At 35.9% G+C, this 26,402-nt stretch carries 27 protein-coding genes; 3 read left to right on the top strand and 24 right to left on the bottom strand.

Annotated elements, in window-relative coordinates; all coding sequences use genetic code 11:
* Positions 1-188: 188 nt before the first annotated feature.
* The 6 genes from glmM to PFY09_RS13145 form a co-directional block, all read right to left on the bottom strand.
* Positions 189-1,571: a phosphoglucosamine mutase gene (gene glmM / locus PFY09_RS13170; protein ID WP_271160010.1), complete on the bottom strand. Its 1,383-nt coding sequence runs from the start codon at positions 1,569-1,571 to the stop codon at positions 189-191.
* A gap of 1 nt (position 1,572) precedes the next feature.
* Entirely contained in the window at positions 1,573-2,409 is an 837-nt protein-coding gene (dinD, locus tag PFY09_RS13165) for a DNA damage-inducible protein D (RefSeq protein ID WP_271160009.1), read from the bottom strand.
* Positions 2,410-2,644: 235 nt separating this feature from the next.
* Complete coding sequence (gene feoB, locus PFY09_RS13160; protein WP_271160008.1) at positions 2,645-4,678, bottom strand: ferrous iron transport protein B; 2,034 nt, start codon at positions 4,676-4,678, stop codon at positions 2,645-2,647.
* Entirely contained in the window at positions 4,678-4,932 is a 255-nt protein-coding gene (locus PFY09_RS13155; RefSeq protein ID WP_076391119.1) for a FeoA family protein, read from the bottom strand. The genes feoB and PFY09_RS13155 overlap by 1 nt, the downstream gene beginning before the upstream one ends.
* A gap of 131 nt (positions 4,933-5,063) precedes the next feature.
* Positions 5,064-5,975 carry a GLPGLI family protein gene (locus tag PFY09_RS13150; RefSeq protein ID WP_271160007.1) on the bottom strand — a complete coding sequence of 304 codons (912 nt, stop codon included), beginning with the start codon at positions 5,973-5,975 and terminating at the stop codon, positions 5,064-5,066.
* Positions 5,976-6,099: 124 nt separating this feature from the next.
* Positions 6,100-8,805, bottom strand: coding sequence for a hypothetical protein (locus tag PFY09_RS13145; protein ID WP_271160006.1), 2,706 nt, complete (start codon positions 8,803-8,805; stop codon positions 6,100-6,102).
* Between the two features lie 281 nt (positions 8,806-9,086).
* Here PFY09_RS13145 and PFY09_RS13140 point away from each other — a divergent pair, with 281 nt between their 5' ends.
* Complete coding sequence (locus PFY09_RS13140; protein ID WP_271160005.1) at positions 9,087-9,446, top strand: helix-turn-helix domain-containing protein; 360 nt, start codon at positions 9,087-9,089, stop codon at positions 9,444-9,446.
* Between the two features lie 72 nt (positions 9,447-9,518).
* Here PFY09_RS13140 and PFY09_RS13135 read toward each other — a convergent pair whose 3' ends face one another.
* A complete protein-coding gene (locus tag PFY09_RS13135; RefSeq protein ID WP_271160004.1) occupies positions 9,519-10,283 on the bottom strand; it encodes a GLPGLI family protein in 765 nt (254 codons plus the stop codon).
* Between the two features lie 57 nt (positions 10,284-10,340).
* On the bottom strand, positions 10,341-10,553 hold the full coding sequence (locus PFY09_RS13130) for a hypothetical protein (RefSeq protein ID WP_076391109.1): 213 nt from the start codon (positions 10,551-10,553) through the stop codon (positions 10,341-10,343).
* Positions 10,554-11,179: 626 nt separating this feature from the next.
* On the opposite strand from PFY09_RS13130, the gene PFY09_RS13125 reads away from it, so the two are divergent.
* Positions 11,180-12,061, top strand: a complete 882-nt coding sequence (locus PFY09_RS13125; protein ID WP_087706597.1) for a cupin-like domain-containing protein — start codon at positions 11,180-11,182, stop codon at positions 12,059-12,061.
* Between the two features lie 42 nt (positions 12,062-12,103).
* On the opposite strand, the gene PFY09_RS13120 is transcribed toward PFY09_RS13125, so the two are convergent.
* Positions 12,104-12,382 carry a hypothetical protein gene (locus PFY09_RS13120; RefSeq protein WP_271160003.1) on the bottom strand — a complete coding sequence of 93 codons (279 nt, stop codon included), beginning with the start codon at positions 12,380-12,382 and terminating at the stop codon, positions 12,104-12,106.
* A 333-nt stretch (positions 12,383-12,715) separates the two neighbouring features.
* Here PFY09_RS13120 and PFY09_RS13115 point away from each other — a divergent pair, with 333 nt between their 5' ends.
* Positions 12,716-12,880, top strand: a complete 165-nt coding sequence (locus PFY09_RS13115; protein WP_157967254.1) for a hypothetical protein — start codon at positions 12,716-12,718, stop codon at positions 12,878-12,880.
* Positions 12,881-12,927: 47 nt separating this feature from the next.
* On the opposite strand, the gene PFY09_RS13110 is transcribed toward PFY09_RS13115, so the two are convergent.
* From PFY09_RS13110 to PFY09_RS13040, 15 genes are all read right to left on the bottom strand, one after another.
* Positions 12,928-14,058 carry a serine hydrolase domain-containing protein gene (locus tag PFY09_RS13110; protein ID WP_271160002.1) on the bottom strand — a complete coding sequence of 377 codons (1,131 nt, stop codon included), beginning with the start codon at positions 14,056-14,058 and terminating at the stop codon, positions 12,928-12,930.
* Between the two features lie 85 nt (positions 14,059-14,143).
* Positions 14,144-14,518, bottom strand: a complete 375-nt coding sequence (locus tag PFY09_RS13105) for a hypothetical protein (protein WP_271160001.1) — start codon at positions 14,516-14,518, stop codon at positions 14,144-14,146.
* A 19-nt stretch (positions 14,519-14,537) separates the two neighbouring features.
* Positions 14,538-14,819, bottom strand: coding sequence for a hypothetical protein (locus tag PFY09_RS13100; RefSeq protein WP_123891980.1), 282 nt, complete (start codon positions 14,817-14,819; stop codon positions 14,538-14,540).
* 139 nt (positions 14,820-14,958) lie between these two features.
* Positions 14,959-16,683, bottom strand: a complete 1,725-nt coding sequence (locus PFY09_RS13095) for a M14 family metallopeptidase (protein WP_271160000.1) — start codon at positions 16,681-16,683, stop codon at positions 14,959-14,961.
* Positions 16,684-17,031: 348 nt separating this feature from the next.
* The gene (locus PFY09_RS13090; protein ID WP_271159999.1) at positions 17,032-17,787 is read right to left on the bottom strand and encodes a metallophosphoesterase; all 756 of its coding nucleotides are present in this window, start codon (positions 17,785-17,787) and stop codon (positions 17,032-17,034) included.
* Complete coding sequence (locus tag PFY09_RS13085) at positions 17,784-17,987, bottom strand: hypothetical protein (protein ID WP_271159998.1); 204 nt, start codon at positions 17,985-17,987, stop codon at positions 17,784-17,786. Before PFY09_RS13085 ends, PFY09_RS13090 begins: the two co-directional genes overlap by 4 nt.
* A complete protein-coding gene (locus PFY09_RS13080; protein WP_271159997.1) occupies positions 17,984-18,526 on the bottom strand; it encodes an RNA 2'-phosphotransferase in 543 nt (180 codons plus the stop codon). The genes PFY09_RS13085 and PFY09_RS13080 overlap by 4 nt, the downstream gene beginning before the upstream one ends.
* A gap of 110 nt (positions 18,527-18,636) precedes the next feature.
* Positions 18,637-19,581, bottom strand: coding sequence for an ADP-ribosylglycohydrolase family protein (locus tag PFY09_RS13075; protein ID WP_271159996.1), 945 nt, complete (start codon positions 19,579-19,581; stop codon positions 18,637-18,639).
* On the bottom strand, positions 19,581-20,267 hold the full coding sequence (locus PFY09_RS13070) for an SIR2 family NAD-dependent protein deacylase (protein ID WP_271159995.1): 687 nt from the start codon (positions 20,265-20,267) through the stop codon (positions 19,581-19,583). Before PFY09_RS13070 ends, PFY09_RS13075 begins: the two co-directional genes overlap by 1 nt.
* Before the next feature lie 137 nt (positions 20,268-20,404).
* Complete coding sequence (locus tag PFY09_RS13065; RefSeq protein WP_271159994.1) at positions 20,405-21,391, bottom strand: AAA family ATPase; 987 nt, start codon at positions 21,389-21,391, stop codon at positions 20,405-20,407.
* On the bottom strand, positions 21,388-21,903 hold the full coding sequence (locus tag PFY09_RS13060) for an O-acetyl-ADP-ribose deacetylase (RefSeq protein ID WP_271159993.1): 516 nt from the start codon (positions 21,901-21,903) through the stop codon (positions 21,388-21,390). The genes PFY09_RS13065 and PFY09_RS13060 overlap by 4 nt, the downstream gene beginning before the upstream one ends.
* Positions 21,893-22,801: an ADP-ribosylglycohydrolase family protein gene (locus tag PFY09_RS13055; protein ID WP_271159992.1), complete on the bottom strand. Its 909-nt coding sequence runs from the start codon at positions 22,799-22,801 to the stop codon at positions 21,893-21,895. The genes PFY09_RS13060 and PFY09_RS13055 overlap by 11 nt, the downstream gene beginning before the upstream one ends.
* Before the next feature lie 30 nt (positions 22,802-22,831).
* Entirely contained in the window at positions 22,832-23,578 is a 747-nt protein-coding gene (locus tag PFY09_RS13050; protein WP_271159991.1) for a DUF2971 domain-containing protein, read from the bottom strand.
* An 18-nt stretch (positions 23,579-23,596) separates the two neighbouring features.
* Positions 23,597-24,832: a TIGR02452 family protein gene (locus PFY09_RS13045; protein ID WP_271159990.1), complete on the bottom strand. Its 1,236-nt coding sequence runs from the start codon at positions 24,830-24,832 to the stop codon at positions 23,597-23,599.
* Positions 24,833-25,353: 521 nt separating this feature from the next.
* Positions 25,354-26,262 (bottom strand): diacylglycerol kinase catalytic domain-containing protein, encoded by a 909-nt coding sequence (locus PFY09_RS13040; protein ID WP_271159989.1) that lies wholly within the window; start codon positions 26,260-26,262, stop codon positions 25,354-25,356.
* Positions 26,263-26,402 lie beyond the last annotated feature (140 nt).

The raw sequence follows: 26,402 nt of genomic DNA, 5'->3' as shown, positions 1-26,402 counted from the left end.
TTTCTATCTGAAAGATAGTGAAAAGATCATTATCATCAAAGAATTGTGGATAAAAAAGGAGGAGTTATTGTTAATTTAACATAATAGTGGAAGCATTTTAGAGGAATTGAACTTCTCTTCTGATATTTACCATTTCTTAGCATTCCATCAAAAAAAACGGAGCTAAAAAGCTCCGCTATTATTTCAGATTAAATTAAACTTTTAATTTTTGCAATGATATCGTCTCCCAATTTATCAGCTTCTTCCTGAGATTTAGCTTCTGTATAAATTCTGATGATCGGCTCTGTATTTGATTTTCTGAGGTGAACCCAGTTATTTTCAAAGTCGATTTTCACGCCATCAACGATAGAAACTTCTTCATTCTGATATTCTTTCTCCATTTTGGATAAAATATCATCTACATTGATTTCCGGCGTTAATTCGATTTTCTTTTTACCCATGAAGTAGCTTGGATAGCCTGCTCTCAGTTCAGAAACGGTTTTATTTTCTTTTGCCAAATGGGTTAAAAATAAAGCAACTCCTACCAAAGAGTCTCTTCCGTAGTGAAGATCCGGATAAATAATTCCTCCGTTTCCTTCTCCTCCAATCACTGCATTTTTTTCTTTCATTAAAGTGACCACATTCACCTCTCCTACTGCACTGGCAAAATATTCTGAATTGTGGGTTTTTGCAACATCTCTTAAAGCACGGCTTGAAGAAAGGTTGGAAATCGCCACTCCGTTTTTATTTTTCAGCAAATAATCTGCAACGGCAACCAATGTGTATTCTTCGCCAAACATTTCGCCTTTTTCATCTATTAAAGCTAATCTGTCTACATCCGGATCAACAACGATTCCGAAATCTGCGCCTTCTTTTTTTACCAACTCACAAATGTCTCCCAAATGTTCTTTTAACGGTTCCGGATTGTGGGGAAAATGCCCGGTCGGTTCGCAGTATAATTTTACTGTTTCGCATCCTAATTTATCCAAAAGCATCGGAATTGCAATTCCTCCCGTAGAGTTAACCGCATCCAAAACTACTTTGAAATTTTTAGCTTTAATAGCTTCTGCAGCTACCATCGGCAAGTCTAAAATCTGCTGAATATGAATATCAAAAGCATCTTCTCTTGTCTCATATTTTCCTAAATCGTCTACTTCTGCATAGTTGAAATCTTCGCTTTCTGCCAAAGCCAAAACCTCAGCTCCGTTTTCTCCGCTGATGAATTCTCCTTTATCATTTAATAATTTCAGAGCATTCCATTGTTTTGGATTGTGAGAAGCAGTGAGAATAATTCCTCCGTCTGCTTTCAGTTCGGGAACCATAATTTCAACGGTGGGTGTTGTGGAAAGACCTAAATCTACTACGTTAATTCCAAGTCCCTGTAAAGTTGCCGTTACCAGAGAAGACACCATTTGTCCGGAGATTCTTGCATCTCTTCCGATAACCAGGGTTAAATCTTTTTTATTTTTATTGTTCTGAAGCCAGGTTCCGAATGCGGAAGCGAATTTTACCACATCAAGCGGCGTTAAATTATCGTTTACTTTTCCGCCAATGGTTCCTCGGATTCCTGAAATGCTTTTTATTAGTGACATTTTATTTTTTCTTTGTTTGCTTTAATATTTTCTTTTCATCGCCTTCCAATTTTCTCTGAACCTTTTTAATATCTTCTAATGCAGGAAGGTTTTCAGGTTTAATCCCTCTCTCTCCCAAAATTTTTCTTACCGCTAAATTGTTTTCAATATGTTCATTAGTAATTTGAGAATCTCCGTTTAAATCTTTTTCAACCACATTATGACTGGTTAATTCAGTTGCAAAATCTTTTGCTTTTATTGCTAATGTTGGTAAAAAATCAGCTAAGGGACGTGTTTGTGGAACTCCTAATCTTTTTTTCATGTCATTTGTAGTAAAGCCACCAAACAAAGCTTGATCACCTTTAGAACGAATTATTGAAAAACTTTTTTCATCAACTCCTCTTTCATAAATAATCCCTGAAAGCTTTTTTTCAGTTTTTGATAATTTTTCTCGAGCAGTTACTCGCTCAACTTCCAATAATCTTTTTTCAATAATTTCTTGTTTTCTTGTTTGAACCGCAAAATATGTTTGAGCAAAAGCAATTTCAGATTTTGAAGGATCTCCATTTTGAGCAACCAAATAACATCCATATCGAGTTAAAGCTATATCCGATATTTCTCGTTGTGCTCCTTTTGCTAAATCGATCATTTTGCTGATATCGGCAAAATGATCAGATACATCTCCCCCAGCGTTTTGGCATGCCTTTTTTGCTTTTTCAATAACTTTTAAAAAGTTATCCCATTTACTGTAATTTAGAATTTCTTGTAAGTTTCTAGCGCTCCAACATTCAATATCATTGTATAAATGTGATGCATTTTCGAATTTTAGAAAAAGCTCTTGTATTAATTCTTTTTTCATACTAATTGTGGTATCAACTATCACAAAATTAAGTAATTTTTGAATTTAGAAAATATTTAATTTTCCACAAAGAACATTATTTTTTACGAACACCCGCAATCTTTATCACATCCGTTTCTTTTGGAACTGAACTTTTTCGGTGCAAAATTCTTTTTCAATATTTTGAATAAAGAGTAGCACGCGAATGCAACGATCAGTAAGACAATGACATATTGTAAAAGTAAGGAAGTATCCATTATTTTAAAATCTGATAGGCTATCATCGACACAAAATATGCCAAACCGGTCATCATTGCCACCTGTAAGCCGGTCCATTTCCAGCTTTTGGTTTCTCTGTAGACTACTGCAAGTGTAGAAACGCACTGCATTGCAAATGCGTAAAATAAGAGGACGGAAACTCCGGTTGCAAAGCTGAATACTTTCTCACCGTTCGGTTTTACATCGCGTCTCATTTTATCGATTACTTTTACTTCAGGAGCATCATCTTCAAGACTGTACAAGGTAGACATAGTTCCTACAAACACTTCTCTTGCCACGAAACTTGTCAGAATTCCGACGCCCATTTTCCAGTCGTAGCCTAAAGGAGCAATTACCGGCTCAATTCCTTTTCCCATTTTGGCAAGGTAGGAATGATCCAGTTCCACATTGGTTGCCACAAACTGATCCGGCTTCTGTTTTGGACCGAAATAGCTTAAAAACCAGATGATGATGCTTACAATGAAGATAATCTTTCCGGCTCCAGTAATGAATTCCCATACTTTGCCTAAAACCATTTTAAAATCGTAGGCAAAGAGCGGTTTTTTGTATGTCGGTAAATCCATCACAAGATAGGTTTTCCCTTTATTTTTGATAAATCTTTTGAGAATGGCTGCGGAAAATAATGCGACTAAAAATCCAAGTAAATACATTCCCATTAAAACCAAAGCTTTGTATTTTATTCCTAAAAACGTTCCGTCTGAAATAATAAGCCCGATAATGATGCTGTACACCGGAAGTCTCGCAGAACACGTCATAAAAGGCGTAACCAAAATGGTAAGCAGCCTTTCTTTTAAATTTTCGATATTTCTTGTTGAGATAACTGCCGGAATTGCACACGCTGTTCCGGAAACTAAAGGAACAATACTTTTACCGTTCAGTCCGAAAGGTCTTAAAATACGGTCCATCAGGAAAACCACTCTCGCCATATATCCCGAATCTTCCAAAAGATAAAGGAAGTACAGTAAAATTCCGATCTGTGGTGCAAACACTACAATTCCGCCGATTCCCGGAATAATTCCGTTCGAAACCAATGAATTGACAGGTCCTTCCGGTAAATGTTCTGAAGTGAAAGCTGCTAACCAAGAAAAGAAACTGTCGATCCAGTTCATCGGATATTCGGCTAAGAAAAATACACTTTGGAAAATAATTAATAAAATCAAAAGGAAAACGACGTATCCCCAGAATTTATGAACCAGAACTTTGTCTAATTTTTCTGTTAAAAGTTCTTTGAACTGCGGTTTTTTAGAAATAACATCAGACAGAATTTTATCTGCATGCTGATATCTTCTTACCGTTTCCTGAACCTGCAGTCTTTTCGGAACCAGACTTTTTGAGTCCGGCTCGTTGATGAGTCCTACAATAGATTCCAGCTTCTCCAGATCTGTTCCCAGAGAAAGGCTCATCCATGCTTTATATTCGTTTTCAAATCCTTTATGAAGGGATAATTTTCTGATGAAATCTTTGTGTTCGGGAGGGGTTTCAAAAGAAATTTTCTCGGTTGTTACAAATTGATTAAGATGAACGGCTTCTTTTATTTCTTCAATCCCGATCTGTTCTTTGGCATTGGTCTGAAAAACTTTTATCCCTAAAGACTCAGATAATTTATTGATATTGATCGTGATTCCTCTTCTTTCTGCCTGATCAATCTGATTGACGACCAAAATCATTGGAATTCCCAGATCCTGAATCTGCTGAAATAAAAGCAATCCTCTTTTTAAGCTTAATGCTTCGAGAATATAGATAACTCCGGCATAATTTTGCTGTTCATCAATAAGAAATTTGGAAAAAATCGCCTCATCTTCCGAACTTGGATAAATACTGTAAGAACCCGGTAAATCAATAATTTCAACTTCTTCGTTCTTATAACTGTATGTTCCGGAATGGCTTGCTACGGTAACTCCCGCGTAATTTCCGGTCTTTTGCTTTTTATTGCTTAAAGCATTGAAAACCGTAGATTTTCCGACGTTTGGATTCCCGACTAAAAGGATCTGTTTTTTGTGAGCGCTCTGCATTAATTCAATTCTTCAACGATGATATAATCTCCTTCTTCTTCACGAAGAGCAATACGGCTTTTTTCATCACCAAATTCCACATACATCGGACCACTGAACGGCGCCTGATACAAAATCCTGAAGAAAGTTTCCGGAAGAAGCCCCATTTCGATGATCTTGTTGGGCATTTTCAGGCTGTCGTTATCATATCCTACTATTTTCCCCAGTCTGTTTTTGGGAAATCCGCTCAACTTATGTAAATCCTTATGTTTCAAAGCCGATATTTTTGTACCTGCAAATATACGCTATTTAAATTTAATCTAAATAACGTATTCTATGAAAAAAATCAACCCAAATGCGTGATAGCATTTGGGTTGATTCAAATATAATTTAGTAAATATGAATGTTACTTTTTCTTTTTGTCTGTAGAAGCAGACTGGGTAAGTTCGATCGGGTTGTTGTTTGCGTTGAAGAAATCTTTATACATTTTCTCCTGCTTTTTCATCATATCACCGATCGTTCCGTCCATTCCCGGAATTGTTTTAGACATAATCTCCTGCGTCATCATTGGTCTTGCCGTGGCGAAAGGATCTTTCTTGAATTCGTTAAATGTTTTCTCGAATTTCTCCCGCGGCATTTCTGTTACTTTTAAGCTCATGTTGGAAATTTTTTCTGCATAAGAAAGTTCTTCCCAGTTCTGTACCTTTCTGTTTCCCTGAAGCACCCAAGAATAGTTTTTTGCATCGTCTTCTATTTTAACGATCAAGCCCGGAAGTCCAGAAAACTTATACGGACCATCCTGAAAAGGCAGTTCTGTGGTGAACCATGCTGTCCATTTTCTTCCTCCGAATTCAGCCGTAGCTTTCTGAGCATTGTAAACTCCTATTTTTTCTTTTTCGTTAGAAATTTTCCAGTCGAATTTCGGAGTTTCTGTGTAGGCAATTCCCATTGGTGAAAATCCGCTTGCTATTCTTTCGATGTACTGGATTTTCATATCAGGATATGTTTTAACCACTTTTTCTGAGAATTTCGGCATTCTGATAGATTTCGACATATCTTTGAATACTCCCGACTTCTGCATTGCTTCAATCTGAACTTTCATGATAGAATCCTGAGCAAGCATGGTATAATCTCTGTAAACGGATCTGTCTTTAACGATGTCTAAAACCGTCATTACTTTTTCCAGTTTTGCAGAATCGCTTTTCGGCTTGAAAGTAAGTTCATAAAAAAAACGGTTGGCAGTTTCTTTAGAGTCTTTATCCTGTGCACTTACCAATGCAAAAAATGCAACCAGAAATATTGAAAATAGTTTTTTCATTTTAAATAGAATGTTTATACAATTAGTTAGCGGTTTCAGATTTTTGTTACATATTTTTTTTAATTTGTTTCTGAATTTTCTTTTATCAAATAAAAAAACCAGCCTTTGAAGACTGGTTTTGATTTTATTTAAAGTTGAACTTTACAGTAAACATGACCTGACTTGGTCGAAGCTGAATTCTTGTGTAATTGGTATTTGTTGCATTAATTTCATAGGTTTCAAATACTCTTTTATTCGCGATATTCATCCATTTTAATTCAAAATCAATTTTCTTTTTAGCCCATGTGAACTGATAAGAAAGATCGTAGAATCCGTTGTGGTATTTCTGATCTACTGCATTGGTGTTCACCTGATCCCAGTTGAAGCCGATGGTATGGTTTTCTATCGGATAGAAGAAAAGTCCTAAATTATGGGTGAATCCTTTTCTTGCAGCATCAGAAACCACTCTTCCTGTACTTGTCTGCTTTGTTCTTGAGAAACTTGCATTATAATCAATGCTCATCCAACTGAAATAGGTATTGTTAAATTTCACGCCAAATGACTGACTGTTATTCTTGTTCGTGTAGGAAGCATTATCCAGAAAAGCATCAGATTTTGCTGTATTATTGCTGTAGCTGACGGAAGCATTCGTTTTAAACTTCGGAAAATATTTTCCTACTTCCAGGTTATATCCATTATTTAAAACATGGTTGTCCTGCTCTTTATACTGCATGATAGTATATCCTGCTTCATTGATCGTAGGATTAGAAATTAAGTTTCTTTTTGCATCAGAAAATCTGTAGTTGATGTTAAAGAATAAATTATTTAACGGATTTCTGTATTCTATTCTCGTTCCGGCAGATTTATTATTGTTCTGAGGAATCGGATTATTAATATCCATCGCACTGATTCCCGCCGGAGAAGTCATTAAAAACCCTGAATAGGCTGTGTTTATTTCTCCAAAATTATTATTAACATTAGCATTTACGGAAGCTTTCCAGAAAGAAGCAAAGGTATATTGCGCAAAAATACTTGGCTCAAATGTCACTTTATTTACTTCTTTCGAAACCAGTCTTATCGGATCATCTGCTTTAATATTATTCGAGTTCACCGGGAAATTAGCATACAACATCCACGAATCACTTTTATAATTTACCCCTAAACTTCCATAAGGTGTTGCGGTAGTATACTTCAAATCATTACTATACTGTGAAGCGGGTGTAGGATTTGGACTGGTAAAAGGATTTGTTATAATATTTGACAAACCAGAAACTAAATCGGTCGATTTAAAATTAAATCCAACTTCCGGAGTAAACGTCCATCCTTTTGTAGAAAAACCAATATTGGCAGAATGATTCGCCTCAAAAGTTTTAAGTCTTAAATTCTGTCTCACAAAATCTGTAGAAGTAGGAAGAAAGCCAGGAATTGCGAGATAGGAAGCCGGTGAAACATCCAAAGTCTGTCTGTCTGTCTGATAACTGATATACGATAATACATTTACCATTTTTTCTTTCCAGGGAACTATAGTACTCAATGAGTTTTGGAAAGATGTTGTAGGCGATTCCACCGCTTCATCTCCATGTGCGGTATAACTACTTGCAGAGCCTCTAACGGTTCTGTCTACAATCCCTCTGTCTGCATTCCAGTACTGAGAAAAACTTGTGGTATTTTTAAAGAATCCTTTTTTTGCATTTTTGGTAAAGATTAATTCTCCTTTTGCTTTATCTGTATAAAAATTATTGTGGATATTCTGCAATATAGTAGATGCCTGTCTGTTGGGAGTTGCAAAAAGCTCCTGCTCATTATAAGATTCTCTTTCCACCGCATTATTCGTATAATTGGCGTTGGCTTTCAGTTCCCATTCTTTTTTCTTGTCGATATTGGTCAGGTAATTTGCAGATACGTAGTGAACGCTGTTCATCAGATATCTTTTTACCGGAAGATTCGGGGTACTTGCATTTTCTACATTCAGCCAGTCGTTTTGGGTTGCGTTGATTCTTCTTCCTTCGAATCTGTTTCCAAAAGACAGAATATTCCCTTCGTTTTCTACCTGTTCGCTATTCGATTTGTAGTTAACTACCCACTGACTTTTCTGCCCGAAGAACATCGGCGTAAGTTTTACATTCCATAAAAGCGGACTTCCTCCTACTCCTACTTCTCCTCTTCCCGTCATGGTAACAGAATTTTTCAGCTTGATATTGATGGCTGCCTGATCGGAAGGCACTTTATCCTGTAAGATTTTTACGGGTTGGTGATTTTCCAGTACCTCAACTTTCTGTACTGCATCTTTCGGAAGTGAGTTGTTGATGGTTCCATATCCTCCTTCCATTAAATCTTTTCCGTTGACGTAGAATTTATTGATCGCATTTCCCTGATAAAGAATCGTTCCATCTGTATTAACTTCAATTCCCGGCATTTTTTTCAAAACATCGGCTAATGTTCTGTCGCTCTTGCTGTCGAACGCTTTAAGATCGTAGGAAATGGTGTCTCCTCTTGCCGTAACCATTTTTGTTTTAAGTTTCACTTCCTTAATTTCCGTAGCCTCAGAATCCATTTTGAAGTTGAGCGTCTGATCGCTGTTGCTGATCTGCTTCGTTAAAGGTCTTTGGTTAAAAGCCTTTACTTTAAGGTCTACATTGGATTCTCCTGAAGTGAAGGTGACTTTGTATTCTCCTTTCGAGTTGGTAATTCCATAGGCAAGAATGGCATCTTTTCCCGGCTCTTCCACCGTTACACTTGCACTTGGGATTCCAACCCCGTCTTCATCCGTGATCTTCCCCGAAACCGTTTTCTGTGCAAAAACGATCACAGAGAAAAAAATCATCAGGAATAAAGATATTCTCTTTTTCATAATTTATTATTTGCTTAATTAGTTAATGGTTAAAGCGTTTTGTTACACGAGTATAAAGATTGTATTTAAGCCCAAAAGTTAAACCTCTTTTTTATCACTACAAACATAGTGATATTTTTGATGTGTTGAGCTTTATTTTTTAAAGGAAAAATTTTTCCCGAATGAAAAATTTTCTTTGGATTTTGTTATCAAGCCATATTTCACGAAAGAACTGACTTTTTGAGGTTTTTTATTATTAATTCTTTGGCTAAATCTATACATTCGTAAAAACAATTTCACTTATGGGAGTGGGAACTAATCTTAAAAGGCTGAGAAGCAAAACCAAATTTTCTCAACAGCAAATTGCCGATATGTTGGGATTAGACAGAAATACATACACCAACTGGGAAAATGAAATTACCGATATTAAGTCTCAATATATTCCGAAACTTGCTGAAATTTTTCAGGTGAAAATTCAAGACCTTTTTGAAGATGGTCAAAAATCAACAGTTTCAAATTCACAGGACAATTTTGAAATGCACGATAATTCGATTGGTCAAAAAGATTTTCAACAGGGAATTATTATCAATATCACAGATTCTGAAGCAGCAAGAGTAATCAGTTCTCAGCTTGAAGAACTGATAAAAATTTTGAAAAGATAAGTCGGTACATTTGTGTTTTGAGCATTAGTTTTAGGGCTCTTTTCTTTTTATCTTTTGTAGGAATGTAAAGTATTATTCAAAAGGTTTTAATTCGAGAGGATTGTTAAATCTTTTTTGCTTTCTTTTCATCATATCATCAAACTCCTTTCTCATTTCTCCCTGCAAAACAGGTAAAGAAGCTGATGTAAACCTGAGATTAAAAGAAGCTTTTAAGTAATCTTGTTTGTTATATCTTTTAAATGCACCTATATTAAAACTAAATTCATCATCAAACTTCTCTACTTTAGATGCTGTAAAATGATAATCATCCCGGGTATCATACAATTCAAAAATTAAACCCGGCAATCCATTAAATTTATAGGGACCTAAAGACTGAGAATATTCTTTAGAAAAATACGCAATCCATCGTCTTCCGAATTTGTTTGTTGCCGCCATTTGGCATTTGACTCCATTTATCACTTTTGTATCAGAATAAAGAACCCATTGTAATTTTAAAGCCTCCTGATATCTTATTTTATTTTCGGTAACTGTTAAAAAGGTATTGATTATTCCGCTTTTCCCAATAATCCTTTCTTGAAAATAATCGCTGATTGCTCTCAGATCAACACCTTTACTTTCGTATTGTCCTGTATCATTTAAATAATTTTGATTTGCTCCAAAATAATAATCCTGTGAATTTCCTATCAAAACAAATCTTTGTTCTTTTTTAAAATTTTCTCCTAAGTTTAAAGCGGAGTCATATGTAACTCTTATAGAAGGAACAAAAGAAATTTTTTGTGAAAAAGAAAAAAAACTAAAAAAGATGGCAAGTAAAAGAAATATTTTTTTTGATTTCATGATGTAATAATTTGGAAACTCTGTCCCAAAATAATAATTTGAGACAGAGTTTTTAATTTAAGGATTAAAAGTTACACTTGAAGGATAATTACCACACTCGTCTGCATTCTTTTCTGCAATCCATAAAGCCATATCAGATTGACTCCAATCTCCGGTAAATGTTGTATAATGTTTCACTCCGCAGGTTGAAGTCCAAACAGCCTGAAGTGTTTTCGCAAACGCCATCACTGAAATACCCATCATGGCGCTGAATAAAATTTTCTTTTTCATAAAATTTGTTTTCTTTTAGAATCGTTAATAATTAATTTTTCCCTAACTATACAATTTTGCCTAGAATAAATGTACAGTTCGGATGATGCATCATTATGACTTTAAAGAAATACATTCTGCGCTCGTATCACAAAATGTTTCGCGAATTTCCATTTGTGTCATATCACAAAACTATGAATAATAATGTAAAACTATTGCATAAGAAAATCGGCAAATTAAGCCTCATTTTTTAGGCATGACAAAAAAAATTTTATTTTAAAAATTAATAAAATTCATTAAAATTTATTTTGCGTTTTATAATTGAATACCTTTCATTGCTTTTTTAGAATGAGATAGAAAAAATTCTATCTTTTCCCTTATATTATTCTCTTCAGGGTAAAAACCAGTTATAAATATTTTTTTATTTTAGCCGGAAGAAATGAATTTTTATTCATCAAATTGTGTTTTTACCCTGCAATTCTTTTTTGCAGGGTGTTTTTTTAAAAAAATTGTGCTTATAGAAATATTTCGCATTACTTTATCTTAGTCTAAATAGTTAAAAATGATTTGAATCATAGATTAAAAAAAGCTTAAATCTGTTAACATATATTTTTATTTAATAATTTTGTAACATTAAATTTTAAGAAATGGGAATTAATTTAAAGCCTATAGATATTGTAGATGATATTACTCAGGAAGAATTCATTGAAAAATATCTGAAGCCGAGAAAACCTGTTGTCATTAAGAACATGGCAAGAAAATGGCCCGCGTACCAGAAATGGACTATGGAATACATGAAAGAAGTAGTAGGAGATGTGGAAGTTCCGTTGTATGACAGTTCGAAGGCAGATCCTGCAGCTCCCATTAATGCTTCTGCAGCCAAGATGAAATTCGGAGATTACATCGATCTTATCCAGAGAGAACCTACCGATCTTAGAATTTTTCTTTTTGACCCTATAAAATTTGCTCCAAAACTTCTTGAAGATTATATTTCTCCTAAAGAACTCATGGGCGGATTTCTGGACAAATATCCCAATATGTTTTTCGGAGGTAAAGGTTCTGTAACGTTCCTGCATTTTGATATTGATATGGCGCATATTTTCCATACCCACTTTAACGGAAGAAAACATATTCTCCTTTTCGATTACAAATGGAAAGAAAGACTATACCAGATTCCTTACGCAACATATGCGCTGGAAGATTATGATATTGAAAATCCTGACTTCACAAAATTCCCTGCTTTAGACGGCGTAGAAGGTATTGAATGCTATCTTGAGCACGGAGACACTTTATTTATGCCAACCGGATGGTGGCACTGGATGAAATATCTGGACGGAAGTTTTTCTATCTCGCTGAGAGCATGGGACAAATCTTGGGCGGTGAAGGCACATTCTTTATGGAATCTTACCGTGCAGCGTAAATTTGATGATATCATGAAGAAGAACTTCAAGAAGAAATACATGGACTGGAAGGAAAAAGTCGCTGTAAAAAGAGCAGAAATCGCCCTGAAAAGAGGCTTACCAAGATAAAAAAAGACGTTTCGGCTGAAACGTTTTTTTTATTGATTAAAATTACCTGATTATTTTCTCAATATTTCCTTTTGCACAGTTAAAAGCTTCTTCTGCTTCTTCGTAAAATATTTTCATTGAGATCTCAAACCCGCTTGCCATAAAGAATGTAACATGACCTTCGATATTGTAGCTCAGAAAGCCAATATGATTCACATTAATAACCAATGGCTGTCCCATAACCTTTGCTCCTTCCAGTGCATTTGGCTTTTTTACGTGGATAACGTTCGACGCTTTCACATAGATCAAACCGTCTGATGTTGTTTTAATTATATAAGCCATGAACTATTTTTCTGTAAAGGTATCAAATAAAAGCATAAGAAAAAATCCCCGGAATAACCAAGGATTTAGTCAAAAGTATTAATATTTATAGTGATTGGTGTTTTCTCTTTGAAGAGTGATAAAAAATATTCCCGAATTGCTCCGGGAAATACTTAAGATCCCTTATTTGTTTATTTTTTAATAGTTGCAATTAGGTATTCAACTACTATGCCAAGAATAAGAAAGAACTGAAAAAAAATATTTTTTTTGTTTTTGATACCTCATTAGAAGATTTACCCTAAAAACGGCATATTTTTAGATTAGCTCACTGTAACACACCAAAAATATACATATATGAAAGCAACTGCACAATCTGAGAACATCAACTCTCACTTCAACAGGGAAGTTGAACGTCAAAAAGCACTTAAAGCTCTGGAAAAAGCAAAAAGCATCAAAAGAAAAGTTGTTTTTCTTCCACAGGGAGCAACAGGAAATCTAAACTACAGAGATTCATTCTAAGTTTACTATCAAAAAAATGAGCTGCAGAAATTCTGCAGCTTAATTTTTTATATCAGTTTTGTAAGTTCTTCTACTAAAAGCTTTACCTGAAGCGGTCTTTTCTTTTTATCGACATCCAACCTGTTGTAAAATCCGGTTTTCACGATCACCATCTTTTTTTCGGGAACCATGATAATGAACTGTCCTAAAAAGCCGTAAAAAAATCTGTATTGATGATCACTTTCGTCATCTGCCCAAATGGTGTAGCAAAATGCATCGTTCTCTATTGTGGGCGATAAAAGTTTTTCACAATATTCTTTACTGATGAGCTGTTTTCCTTCCCATTCTCCTTTCTGCATGATAAGCTGTCCGAGTTTTGCGAAATCTCTTGGTATTGCATGGATACAGCAGAACGCTTTTTCAACGCCTTTTTCGTCGATGCTCCATTTTGCAGGTAATTCCATTCCTAAAGGCTGCCATATTTTTTCTGAAAGATAAACAGCAAGATCTTTTCCCGTTGCTTCTCTTAACGCAAGTCCTAATAATTGCGCAGCAACACTTTGATATTCATACTTTTCGCCTGGCATTTCCTTGAACCCAATTCCGAAAGCCTGCTCCGCAAGATCGTCTACAAAATACTGTCTGGAATTCTCTGCAAAAGGATGATGGTATTCTTCTTCCCAATCCAATCCCGCCTGCATCGTCATCAAATGTTTAAAGGTGAGATATTTTCCGAAACGGCTGTTTTGGTATTGTGGAAAAACGGTGGAAATCAACTGGTTTTCAGATTCAATATATCCCTCATCAATCGCGCAACCCGTTAAGATTGAAAGAACGCCTTTCGCCATTGAAAAGGAATTCATTAAAGAAGAAGCATCATGATCTTTCCAGTATTCTTCGTGAAGAAGTTTTCCGTCGTGAATTATCAGAAGAGAAGATGCCCTTGTCTTTTTTAGCTCGTCCAAAACTCGTCCTGAAAGTTCCTTTTTATTGTAACTGATGTGTTTCTTCCATCGTTTCGGATGTCTGTTGCGAATAATCCGTGAAGGAAATTTTTCCTCATCGTCTATTGAAGGAGTAAAAGGTCCTTTTTTTAAATTGATGGCTAAAGCTTTAAAAATATATCCGTGTCCCGAAAGGAGAACGACAGCAACAAATGCTGAAATTCCTGCGATACCTGCGGTTAGAAGTTTCCTCATAGTAAGTTTGAAAAATTGATGTTCAGATAAAATCTTAATAATCAACTATTCAAAGTATATGCCGCCAATTTTATCGTTGGATTTTTTATTGTGCTGAACTGTTAACAAGCAATTCTTCCATATTTCGGGTGACTTCATTGCAGGAAAAACAGGCTTCTTTGCCGTCCTGAGAAAACCATCGGCACTGCGAACGGATCGGGCAAAAGCTAAGTTCTGTATTTTTTGGAAAATTCAGATCCTGAACTTTTTTGGATAAAGAACATCTTGATTCCTCATTATTCCATTGTCCGCATCCTTTTTCTACACATTTTCCGGTGAAACGGAATCGCTGTTCCAGATTTTCATTCTGCTCGATAAATTCTTCTGTAACGGTAAGAGGGGTTATAAACTGAACTCTCCCGTCTTTATTGACGACTCCGAAAAGCTGCGCCCCAACTTTTCCAACGTAGCTGGGACACATCTTTTTTGAAGAGTTAAAACTAGCCTCCATAAGCTTTTATCTGATTATGGATGTCTGTAACCTGCTTGGTAATATCAATTCCTGGTTTGAAAATAATGATTCCCCATGGAAACCAGTCTTTCACTTTTAAGGGTTTAGTCAGTTCTCTGAAATTTCTGTGCGCGCCGAAAGCCTGAGTGTTGTCTACTTTAGACAGTTCGGAAAGCACTACATTCTGAATTCCCTTGTCGATGTTTTTTAATTGTTCGTCGGTAAGGTCTACGCCTTCAAGAGAAACGAAAAATTGTTTTTTGGTTGCCATAATTGTCGTTTTTATTGGTTTTGTTTACCAAATTTCGATTTATAAAAATGAAATCCAGTCCGTAAAAACAACAATTTTACATGGGAAAAATACGGAATTTAGATACTGATTATCAATAAATTAAATCAATTTTCGAAATTTATAAGATTCTGTAAACCGGATATTGTCTGAATGTTTTTTCTTCGAAGTAGGGAGAATTTCTGTAGATCCAGTCGAGCTGGACAGTTCCGTCGTCCGCAAACTTTTTATCGGCTGCTTTTCTGGCTTCGAATTTCTGTTTTAAATCATTATCTTTTTTCAGCAATTCTGCGGCGGTATCCTCGAAAATGTAAGCAGAATAATATTCTTTCTGGGCTAAAATCCCGTCGAAGAAATTCCAGTTGAAAAAGGAATCCAGCGCTTCCGGTTCAAGGGTTTCAATAATATATTTTACGCCTTCCTGATCGGTCGAAACCATATAATCACCTGCTGAAAAAGTTATCTTTTTATTCGCTTTATCTACGGTTGTTTCAAAATGGAGATAATGACCTTCGTAAGGATTTTTAACGGTTTTAAAATCATTGATTCTGTAAGATTCCACTGCAATCGTGCTGTCTTTCTGAATCGGCTTCATCTCAATTTTATTTCTTTTAAATTCCTCAATAACAAGATATTGCGACTGTGGAATGACATAATATTTCGGAATGGTGATGTAACCTGTAGGAACTGCAGTTGTAAACAGCCTGATGTTTTTCGTGAAGGGTCTACTTCTGTCGTAATAGAGTCTCGGTTTTCCGGAAATTTCACTGGGTTTGTACACGCCTTCAAAACCTTTGAAATCCATGGTCGTGTATTTTGCAGAATCGATTTTCCAGCGGATTCCGTACTGTTTCCCGGCCTTGTACTGTTTCAGGTTTTCGATTCGGAGCTGCTTTATTTTCTGGTAATCCTGATCTAAATTCTGAAGATTCACCAGCATATATTTGTACGTTGCATCCACTCTTTTGTCGTAAGGTTTCAGCATATGCGTTTCAGGAACGGTTCCCAAGGAATTGAACAGCGAAGTATATCCTGTAGAATATCTCGGAGAATCTTCGAACGAAGCAAAGCCAACTTCCGGAATATCACCATGAATATTGACATAAGGCGTACTTTCGTAACCCTGTTTTTTTAAGTCGTTTAAATTTTTCGCCTGATAGCTGTTATAAAAATATTCGCCCAAAATATTTCCCAGACGTTCTTTAAAGGTAGAAATATAAGTAAATGTATATTGATAATCTGCTCCGTTACTTACGTGATTGTCAATGAAAACATCCGGTTTCAGCCACTGATAAATTTCCTGAAAACTTCTGGCATTTTTAGTATCAGCTTTAATGAAATCTCTGTTCAGATCATAATTTCTGGCATTTCCTCTGAAACCATACTGTTCCGGACCATTCTGGTTGGCTCTGGAAAACGATCCGCGATTGAGCATTCCGCTTACGTTATACGCTGAAATGGCTGCGACAATGAAATTCTGTGGTGTTTTGATTTTCTGAGTTGCCAGATCTTTCATCAACATCATAGTCGCATCGATTCCGTCCGGTTCGCCGGGATGAATTCCGTTATTGATGAACAAAACGGCTTTGTTTTTTCTCAATTTATCAAGGTCTTTTTCGGGAAAAGGATTGTAAATGACCACATATATTGCTTTTCCGTTGTCGTCTTCTCCTTTTTTAAGATACTGAATGGTGTTGAAATTTTTAGCTAAATTCTGATAATAGCTGTTCATTTCATCATAAGTAACGGTCTGATTTCCATTTCCTTTTTCAAAAGGGGTCTGAAATTGATTCTGGGCAAAAAGAAATGAAGAAGTAAGCAGCAGGAAAAGATATTTCAGTTTCATTGAGTGGTATTTTGGGCTTTAAAATTACTTAAAGTTTGTGAAAACTATTATTTTTAACGCGGAGACCGTAAAGATTTTATTAAAAAATTTGAAAATATTCTTCGTTCGCAAAGGCGTTTTACTCAGCAAAGATGTTGCTTTCCAGAATTGTCATTCACTTTACTAAATCTCATGAAGAAAGGATCTATCTCTGAATAAGCTTTTTCACTCTCCTTCTGAACTACGCTCGTAAAAATGCGGTTTATATTCTTAATGACATGACCAATGTGTATTTTGCTCCCGCTGATTTTGCTGATGGCGCTGATTTTAAGTATCAAAAAAAATATCTTCCCAATTTAGAGAAGATATTTATCGGTTTTTCGGTTTAACAGTATCGTTATTTCTGCCTTTTTCATCGGGATATAATGACGGAAGGGAATCGCTTTGCCAGAATTCTTTGGAATCGACATCCATAATCGTTAATGCTCCGGTGAAGGCAGCTCCGGTATCTAAATTCCAGACATTCGCTTTGTTGATGGGTTCTTTACTTCCCAAATGCAGCGTTGGTGTATGGCCGATGAAAATTTCGTGGTATAAAAGCAGCCTTTTCGGATAGAATTCGGAGTCTTTCGCCAAAGTTTTGTCCATTGCAACGGCTGTTTCCCACAATGTTCTGTCCCAACGGTAATTGCTGGAATACACTTCTTTTTCGGGACCGTGCATGGACGAATAGCCTGCGTGAATAAACAGTCGGTTTTTATCGTCGACATAATAGTTTTTCATCCGCTGGAAAAATTCAAGATGAACTTCAAGTTCTTCCAAAGAGAAATCTGAATAGCTTTCTACCGTACTTTTTCCACCATTGAAAAGCCATACATCTTCACTTTTCCCGAAAGCAAGCCAGTCTTCCGTCCATGCATCATGATTTCCTTTAATAAAAATACATTCCTGCTTTTCGGCAAGTTCAATTAAAAACTGAATGATCTGCGAAGATTCGCTCCAGCCATCAACATAATCTCCGAGAAAAATGAGGGTGTCGTTTTCTGTAACAGCGGCTCTTTCCAAAACCTGCGTCAATGCTTTGAATCCTCCGTGAATGTCGCCTATTGCTAATGTTTTTTTCATTTAAATCTATTCTGATAATTTGGGCAGGATTCCACAATTTCCATCGCTTCCGATAAAGTACACTTTAGATGTTCAATAATAAAATGTATTGTTATTACGGTTCCCGCTCCTTTTCCAAATAATTCATTAACCTTTTCTTTTAGATTCTCTTTATCCGGAGAAAAGCCTTTTACGGCTTCATCAAATTCCTGTGTTGTCATTTCGAAATATATTCTGCATCCACAAAATCTGTCAGCCAGACTTTGTTTTCGGAAAGATAGAATACGATTCCGTCTTCGTGCATTTTTCCAGTTGCAATGGTTAAAATGACAGGTTTTCCGTGACGCATCCCGACTTTGGTTGCGGTTTCTTTATCCTGACTTAGATGAACGTGCTGTCTGTTTCTCTTTTCAATTCCTTTTTGAAAAATGGATGCAAGATTGGTTTCTGCGGTTCCATGATAGAGAAATTCCGGTGGCCGTTGTGGTTTCAGCGCCAGATCAATATCAATCGAATGTCCCTGATTTGCGCGGATTCTGGTTTTATCCTCGTTTAAAATAAAGCGTTTTTTATCGTTGGTTTCTACGACCTCATCCAATTCTTCCAGTGTGAAAGCGCGATTCTGTTTTGCACATTTTTCCTGTAATTCTTCCACATCTGCCCATCCGTTTTCGTCTAAATTCAGCCCGATAACTTCGGGTTTATGTCTAAGTACCAAGCTTAGGTATTTGCTTATTCTTTTTTTATGTTGCTCGTTCATTTTTTCATTAAATTATAAAAGTAATTTTGTCATTCCGAAGGAATCTAACCTCCCTCATTTCAATGTGTTGAGATTTTTACGAAATGACATATAAACTGCTAAAAACTGATTCATAACAAATTATGGACATTCATAAATTTTTCACACAATTTCTCAATATCCTCCTTTCTCGCCAAAACATCAATCCACTCTTTCGGAATACTTTCAAAACCATAATATATTCCGGCAATTCCGCCTGTAATGGCTCCGGTTGTGTCGGTGTCTTCTCCCAGATTGACGGCTTTTAAAACGGCTTCAGCATAATTTTCTGAATTCAGAAAGCACCATAATGAAGCTTCTAAACTGTGAAGAACGTAACCTCCTGAACTGATGGAATCTTCATGATATTCTGAAATATCATTCTTTAAAACCCTGTCAAAAAGCTGTACTTCTTTCGGGTTAAAACCCTGAATTTCTGCAAATTGCAAAACTACTTTCTGCGTATACTGATACGCTTCTTTTTTATCTTTTCCTTTGATTAATTCAATGGCAAAAATTACATAAATAAAGCAGGCAAACACCGAGCGAAAATGTCCGTGTGTGATTGCAGAGACTTCTTTTACCGTCTGATAGAGTTTTTCAATATTTTCTTCGTCTTTAAGGTAGAAAGCCAACGGAAGTGTTCTCATTAACGAACCGTTTCCGTTATCTTCTTCGAAAATATTTCCCGAAAATTTTGCGCTTTCTCCTTTTATTAATCTTGCAACAGAATGCCTTGTTGTTCCGCCAATATCGAACAATCTTCCGTGAGCCGTCCAATGTCCGTATTTTACCCACTTCACAAAGCTTTGTCCGATTTTTTCCAGATTATATCCTTTTGTTAGGTTTTCGGCAATACAAAGCGTTAACGAACTGTCGTCGCTCCACGTTCCTTTCGGCTGGTTCCACGATCCGAATTCCCGCATATTTTCAACAGGAAACGCCTTTAAATTTTCTCTGGTTTTAAATTCCACCGGAACGCCCAATGCGTCACCCACACAAACTCCGAAAATTCCGGCTTTTATTGTGTTTTCCATTATGCAAGATTTACCAGTTTGTCAAAAAGCAGTTTCATTCCCTGCGTTGCGGTTTCTTTCATCACAACGGCTCTTTGTCCATATCCGAAACCTGTTTCGTTAGGGTTGATTACGATTAAAAGACAGTCATCCTTGATATCGTGAATTAATCCCGCTGCAGGATAGACCTGTAAAGAAGTTCCGATTACTAAAAATATATCGGCTTCTTTTGCCATTTTCGTAGCTTCTCTCATCAGCGGAACGTCTTCTCCGAACCAAACAATAAATGGTCTTAACTGCGCTCCGTCTTCTGCTTTATCGCCGATGTTGATGTCATCTTTCTGCTCATATATCAGGTTTTTATTGCTGCATGAACAGGATTTGAATAATTCGCCGTGTAAATGTAAAATATTGGTTGAGCCTGCTCTTTCATGCAGATCATCGATATTCTGGGTAATGATCTGAACTTCAAAATGTTTTTCCAGTTCTGCCAATAATCGGTGTGCCTCATTCGGTTCTACTTCGTGAAGCTGTCTTCGTCTCTGGTTGTAAAATTCAAGGACCAAAGTTCTGTCTTTTCGCCATCCTTCCGGACTTGCCACATCTGTGATGCTATGATTTTCCCAAAGACCGTCTCCGTCTCTGAAGGTTTTTATTCCGCTTTCGGCACTGATTCCTGCACCGGTTAATATGGTTAGTTTTTTCATTTGTTTGTTATTTTAGTTTTTTAAGCGCGAAGAGCGCGAAGATTTTTTTACTACTATCTGTTTTTAAGTTCGCAAAGGTACTTCGACAAGCTCAGTATAAACTATTCACTCAGCGAAGACCTCAGAGAGTATTTATTCTAAAGTTTTTTCTTTTCTGCAATAAGTTTTTCAATATTTTCAATTGCTTTTTGTTCTCGTTCTTCCCAGCTTCCGGAAATTTCCAGAAAATCAATGTTGTTTTGTTTTAATAGGTTTCGGTGGCTTTCGTCCAGTTTATTTCTTTCATCAATTTCAAGCCTTGTTCCGTCCTGAATGTATTCTGCATCTTTGGTGGAATAAAGATAGAGATCAGCTTTATTCTTCTCAATAATTTCTTCCGGAACGGATAATTTTTTTCCAAAAATAAACTCAGCATAGGATTGAGTTATGTGAATATCCGTGTCAATCAGCGTTAAAAAGCTTTTGCTGTGATCCGTATTTTCAATTCTTCGGGCGTGTTCTGTGTACACTTTTTCCAAATCCTCAAACTCAAATTTCTTTGAATCCGAAATAAGATCCCTTCCTGCTTCTGAGACTTTATTGGCTTTAAAATATTCCGCTACATTATTCGTCATTGTTGTTTTCCCGGTAGATTCCGTTCCGAGAAAAACCACTTTTAAAGCAAAATATTCCTGAACAGAGCGCGGAAGGAAATTCCAGTTTTCAAATAGGTTTCCGCGAATTTCTGAAGCCGAAATCTGAATATTTTCCCTGTCTTCATCAAACATAAAATGATCAATATCCATGATTACGGAAAGCATTTCTCCATATTCTTCGGAAGTTACCAGAAAGTCTTCATCTTTGAAATATTCTTTAAAAACCTCGCTCCATTTTTTAGAAACGTCCCAATCTGAAACCGAAGTGTTAGGAAAATCATTCTCTTTATATTTAAAAACTTTCACTTTCAGGTCTCTGTTATCAGGAAAAGTGTCTTTTATCCATTGCTTTCTGATATTTCCTTCTATTTTTTCTTTTTCTTCCGCACATATCAAAACTGTTATGCTTCCTTTTTCCAAAGCAAATTCAATCATTTTCTGATGACCGATGTGGAATGGATAAAATTTCCCGAATACAAAGCCTTTCATCTTATTTCTTTTAAAAATTTGTTATAAATCGCTTCATTTTCATCATCAAAACAGACGAAAATAACTTTTTCTATGATCTCCGATTTAAAGTTTTTCACCTCATCTATGGCAATTTTTGCAGCCAATTTTTTTGGGAAGCGATAAATTCCTGTGCTGATGTTGGGAAAAGCGATGGTTTTCACATCCAGACTTTCTGCCAATTTCAATGAATTTATATAGCAATTTGCCAGTAATTTCGACTCTTTTTCTTCATCTCCGTTCCAGACCGGACCAACGGTATGAATGACGTATTTCGCAGGGAGATTTCCGCCGGTTGTAACGACGGCTTCTCCTGTTTTGCATTTGCCCTGTCGGTTTCGGATTTCTATACATTCATCAAGAATCTTTTTTCCTCCTGCCCGATGAATGGCTCCGTCTACTCCGCCACCGCCCAATAAGGAAGAGTTGGCTGCGTTGACGATAGCGTCTGCTTCTATTTTGGTGATATCGCCTTTTGTTAATTCAATGTTCATAAAATCTGCTTTTTTTCCAATCCTCAACATTCTTTGTCCAATCAGGAGTTGACTCTTCATTGCAGCTTAAAATACTTATTCCTCCTGCCATTGCGCAGGTTGTATCTCTGTCGCCTAACGCAGAAACTGTATTCCAAAGACATTCTTCAATATTGTTCCGGTATCTCGAAAGCATCCAGAGTACAATCGGAACGGTGTCCTGAGCGGTCATTTTTATTCCGTTTCCTAGTGTTTTGACCAATAACTTAATGCTTGGATTTCCGTCTAAATATAAGACTTTGTTCAGTTTACTTTTCACATCAGAATCCTTCAATTCAGTCTGAATTTTTTGAATAAATTCCTGCTGATTCAACTGTATCAATCCTAATTTTTCCTGAATGACAAAAGCTGCGGCTAATGCAATGGCTTTTGTGCCTTCTATCGCTTCTTTGTTGGCGTGGGTAACTTCACAGGACAGTTCTGCATTTGTTTTAAGCTGATCCAGATCATCATAAAAATAAGCTCCGATTACTGAGGCTCTCATTGCTCCTCCGTTTCCCATAGAACCCTGTCCTCCAAATTTTGAATAGGAAACTTCTTTCCATTTTTCACCATCCTTTACTGCTCTGAAATATTGATGCATTGAAGGTCCGTAACCTCGATTAATATCAAGATAATAATTTTGGGTAAACTCTTCCGCCAGAAAATCCTGATTGATTTGTCCGAATTTTTCCAATGATCTGAAAACAGCAATTGCCATAATGGTATCATCCGTAAAATCCAGAGCGCTTTCAGGAATTATTCTTTGATGGATGTGCGTTCTGATCATACTTTCTTCACCAAAGAAGCTTTCACCAAAAGCATCACCAATGGAAATCCCCGTAAGTGATTTTGAAGCAAGTAAGAGTTTATCTTTCATTATTTTAACCTTAATTTATCTCTCTTCAATTTATAAGATTTGTTCTTTATAAAACTTGAACTCATCTTTTTTTCTCATCATCTGATAAAACCTAATTTCTTTGCCACATAATTTATTAATAATATATTCTTTTTCTTCATGTTTCATGTTTAATCCAAATATTATTGATTTTAAACAGTTTTCGTTATATGTAAATTTTCCATTAAGATATGTGACAATCCTATATTCGTCTTCATAAGACCATATCTTTGATTTATTGAATAAAAATTTGATAAGATCATCATTCTTAGGATTTATTTTCGAAAGACTAAATATTTTATCTGAATAATTTACCTTGTCAAATTTATATTGACGTGATAAAGGACTATTTTCTTCAATATGTTTCAAATCCAACTCTTTTAAGTCATTAAAACTATATTCTATGCAAAATCCTCTGTGCGAATTACCATAGTGTGCCCACATCAACGCATTATCATAAACTTTAGAAAGAGAATAAATTCCACTATGTTCATAGTGTACTTTCATTAAGTTTTCTAAAGCATTTTTGTACGCATCAACATTTTCTTGTTCATCCTTTTTTATTTTCAGCAATGAAACAGCTTTCAATCCTAAAGTTAAATTTTTCTCAAACTGTTTCAACGAAAACGAAGCTTCTGTCGGATCATTTAAACTCAGAATTTTTGAACACCAAATTTCATTATTGGAAATCATGTCAATGTCTCTAATGAAGTCATTATTATCCAAACCTACATTTCCTCTATACTTATATAATAACATACTTAAATTTTTTTGCTTTTACTGATTAATTTCTTCAAACGGCTTTATCATTTCCTCCTTTTTCGAGAGAATGGCAAAAACCACTCTTTTAAATTTATTTTTATACTTCCCAAGAAGATGCTTTTTGAATAATTCGGCAATTTCTTTCGGATCATTTTTAAAAACTCCGCATCCCCAAGCTCCTAAAATTAAGGTTTCATTTCCTTTGTTTAAAGCTAAAGCAAGCATTTTATCTGTTCTTACATCCATTGCTCCGAAGATTTCATCCGCTCTTTCCGGTTCCTGACGTTTTACAACGCCTGCGTTCACTGCGGGAGAGGTGATGAAATTGCACAAAACAGGCTGATCCAGCAATTCTCCTTTATCTTTCCTGAAAACGGGAACTTTCGGGCTGTAAATCATCATATCTGTATAAAAGCATGATTCCATTGCACGGTGGGTTTCGTAATATTCCCAACCCTGAAGCAGACTGTCGTGAAGTCCGGAAGTTCTTGCCAGACTTTCTTCCTGCGCTTCGGCTCCGTTAATGAAACCGCCACCCGGATTTTTCGCTGATGCAAAATTCAGGCACATGAGCTTCTCCTGATCTTCTTCTGCAGCTAACTGTAAAATGGCTTTCAGGGAACTGCATCTCCAGACTTCAAACTGAGTCTCGAAGTGGATTTCCGGAAGTTCTTTTTTTGTCATTTCCGACAGTTCTTCCGAGGAATACAAAACGGTTTCTTTAATACAATTCTGCATTTCATTTTCTATGCTGATTTTTTCGTTGTTTTCGTTGATATAATATTTTTTAGCTAAGATTTCCAGTGTATCTTTCGCCATTCCTTTATTTGTCATTGTTAGTTTTTTAATGTTTGCCAATAGATTTTCCAGTTCTTCATTTGCTGCTTTTTTGAAGTCTTTTCCCATGAAAACTTTAGTCATTTCAATATTGCCGACAATTGCCTGATTAAATTCTTCGAGTTCTTCGGAAGGAATCCAGAGTTCGTTGTGATTTCTGGCTCCTACGTTTTGTGAGGGATATTTACTGACTATTTCCTCAGAAACTTTAAACTTCGTAACAAAACCGAGATAATTTCCGGCTTCGTCCCGCGTGTTCCATTTTTCTGCGATTTCGGAAGCGTATTCTTCATTCAGAACGGGGTAGAAAATGGGTTGCCAGTTTAATCTTGGAGGGAATTTTTTATAATTGCTTTCGATGATTAAGAGCATTTCTTTTTCTCCGACGGGTCTGTATAAAGTTGTTGTTTTCATGTTGTGCTTTTTTATATTCTTAACTTATTCTTTTTTTAACGCAAAGCCCGCAGAGTTTTTTGTTACTACTAAATGTTTTTAAAATCGCAAAGTATTTCAAATTTCAATGTTTGTTGTTTTGCATTTAACTTTTAAATAAATTATTGTTTTTAATCTGTTTTTTAACGCAAAGCCCGCTAAGTTTTTTTTACTACTAAATGTTTTTAAGTTCGCAAAGGCGTTCTACTCAGCTAAGATCTCAGAGTTCTGCTATATTTATAATTTTGAATAATGATTTATTCACTTCAACTTGAGGGTTTGTTGCGTCGACTTTTAAATATATTATTGTTTTCATGGTTTGTTTTTATTTTTTTAACACAAAGCCCGCTAAGTTTTTTTTACTACTAAATGTTTTTAAGTTCGCAAAGGCGTTCTACTTAGCTAAGCTCTCAAAGATTTTTCCTACATAAGATTTTAAATTTCTGATAATACCTAATTTGTTGTGTTATCTTTCAAATATTTTATAGTTTTCATGGTTGTTTTTAATTTAAAACTAAAACTGCTTCATCATCAGAAAGCCTGATTTCGGCTGTTGCTCCGCTGTTGAACTGTAGAAAATCCTGTTCAATTCCGTCGCTAAATATAAAACCATTATTCGGCATTAGTGATTCGATGATTAATTTGTTTCCTTTTTTTAATTTTCCACTGCAGATATCGGTTTGCGTTCGGATGCTTTTAAAAGGTTCTCTTACTGCAAAATACAAATCTTCTTCATTCAGCTGCGGATATTTTAAAGCTGTTTCGCCTAAAATTCCGAACGCCATATTGAAAATGGAACTCAGCCAACCTGTACTTCCTGTTTTTGTGGAAACTATGATTCCGCTGGAAGAGTGTGTTTCTTGTTTTCCGTTCAGCATGATTTTATATCGTGCGGAAGAATGGGAAGAAATTCCTACAAATAAATCATTCACTGCCCGTAATTTTTGTCCGTCATTCAGCACTGCTTCGGCAAACTTCATTTTTTTTGAGCTAAAATTTCCGTTCATCACAGCTTGTACGCCTTTTAAAAAGTTTTTTGCGGTGTAGGGAAGTAAAACGCCGTCATATCTTTCGGGATCGGGATTCACCGCAATAATCGGAATGTGTTTGGAATATTTGGCAACATTGGCTACCAAACCGTCCTGTCCGACTACCACAATCAGGTTGTTTTCAGAGAAAATATAGGAGGGAACAAACTCTCTTTCAATCACTTTATTTTTGATGATTTTGGAAAGCTGGGTCTGAACTTCCAGAAATGACTGACCGAATTTTTCGTGTTCATCCACATATTCCTGAAAATTTCCTCCGGAACTTTCAATATAAAACTTCGCCTGAGCCTGCGTGTTGAATCTTTCGACCAGAGATTCAAGACGGGTTTTATTTTTGATGATGATGGCGTATTCTACTTTCATTTTTTTAATTATTCAGAAGTTTTTATTTTAACACAAAGTCCGCAAAGTTTTTATTTTACTACTAACTGTTTTTAAGTTCGCAAAGGCGCTCTGCTCAGCAAAGACGATAACCTATTTTATCCTTTTTTTGAGACAGTTAA

Source organism: Chryseobacterium gambrini (assembly GCF_027920505.1).
Classification (GTDB): Bacteria; Bacteroidota; Bacteroidia; order Flavobacteriales; family Weeksellaceae; genus Chryseobacterium; species Chryseobacterium gambrini.
The sequence above is the reverse complement of the archived record's forward strand: the minus strand, read 5'-3'. Positions and strand labels throughout refer to the sequence as shown.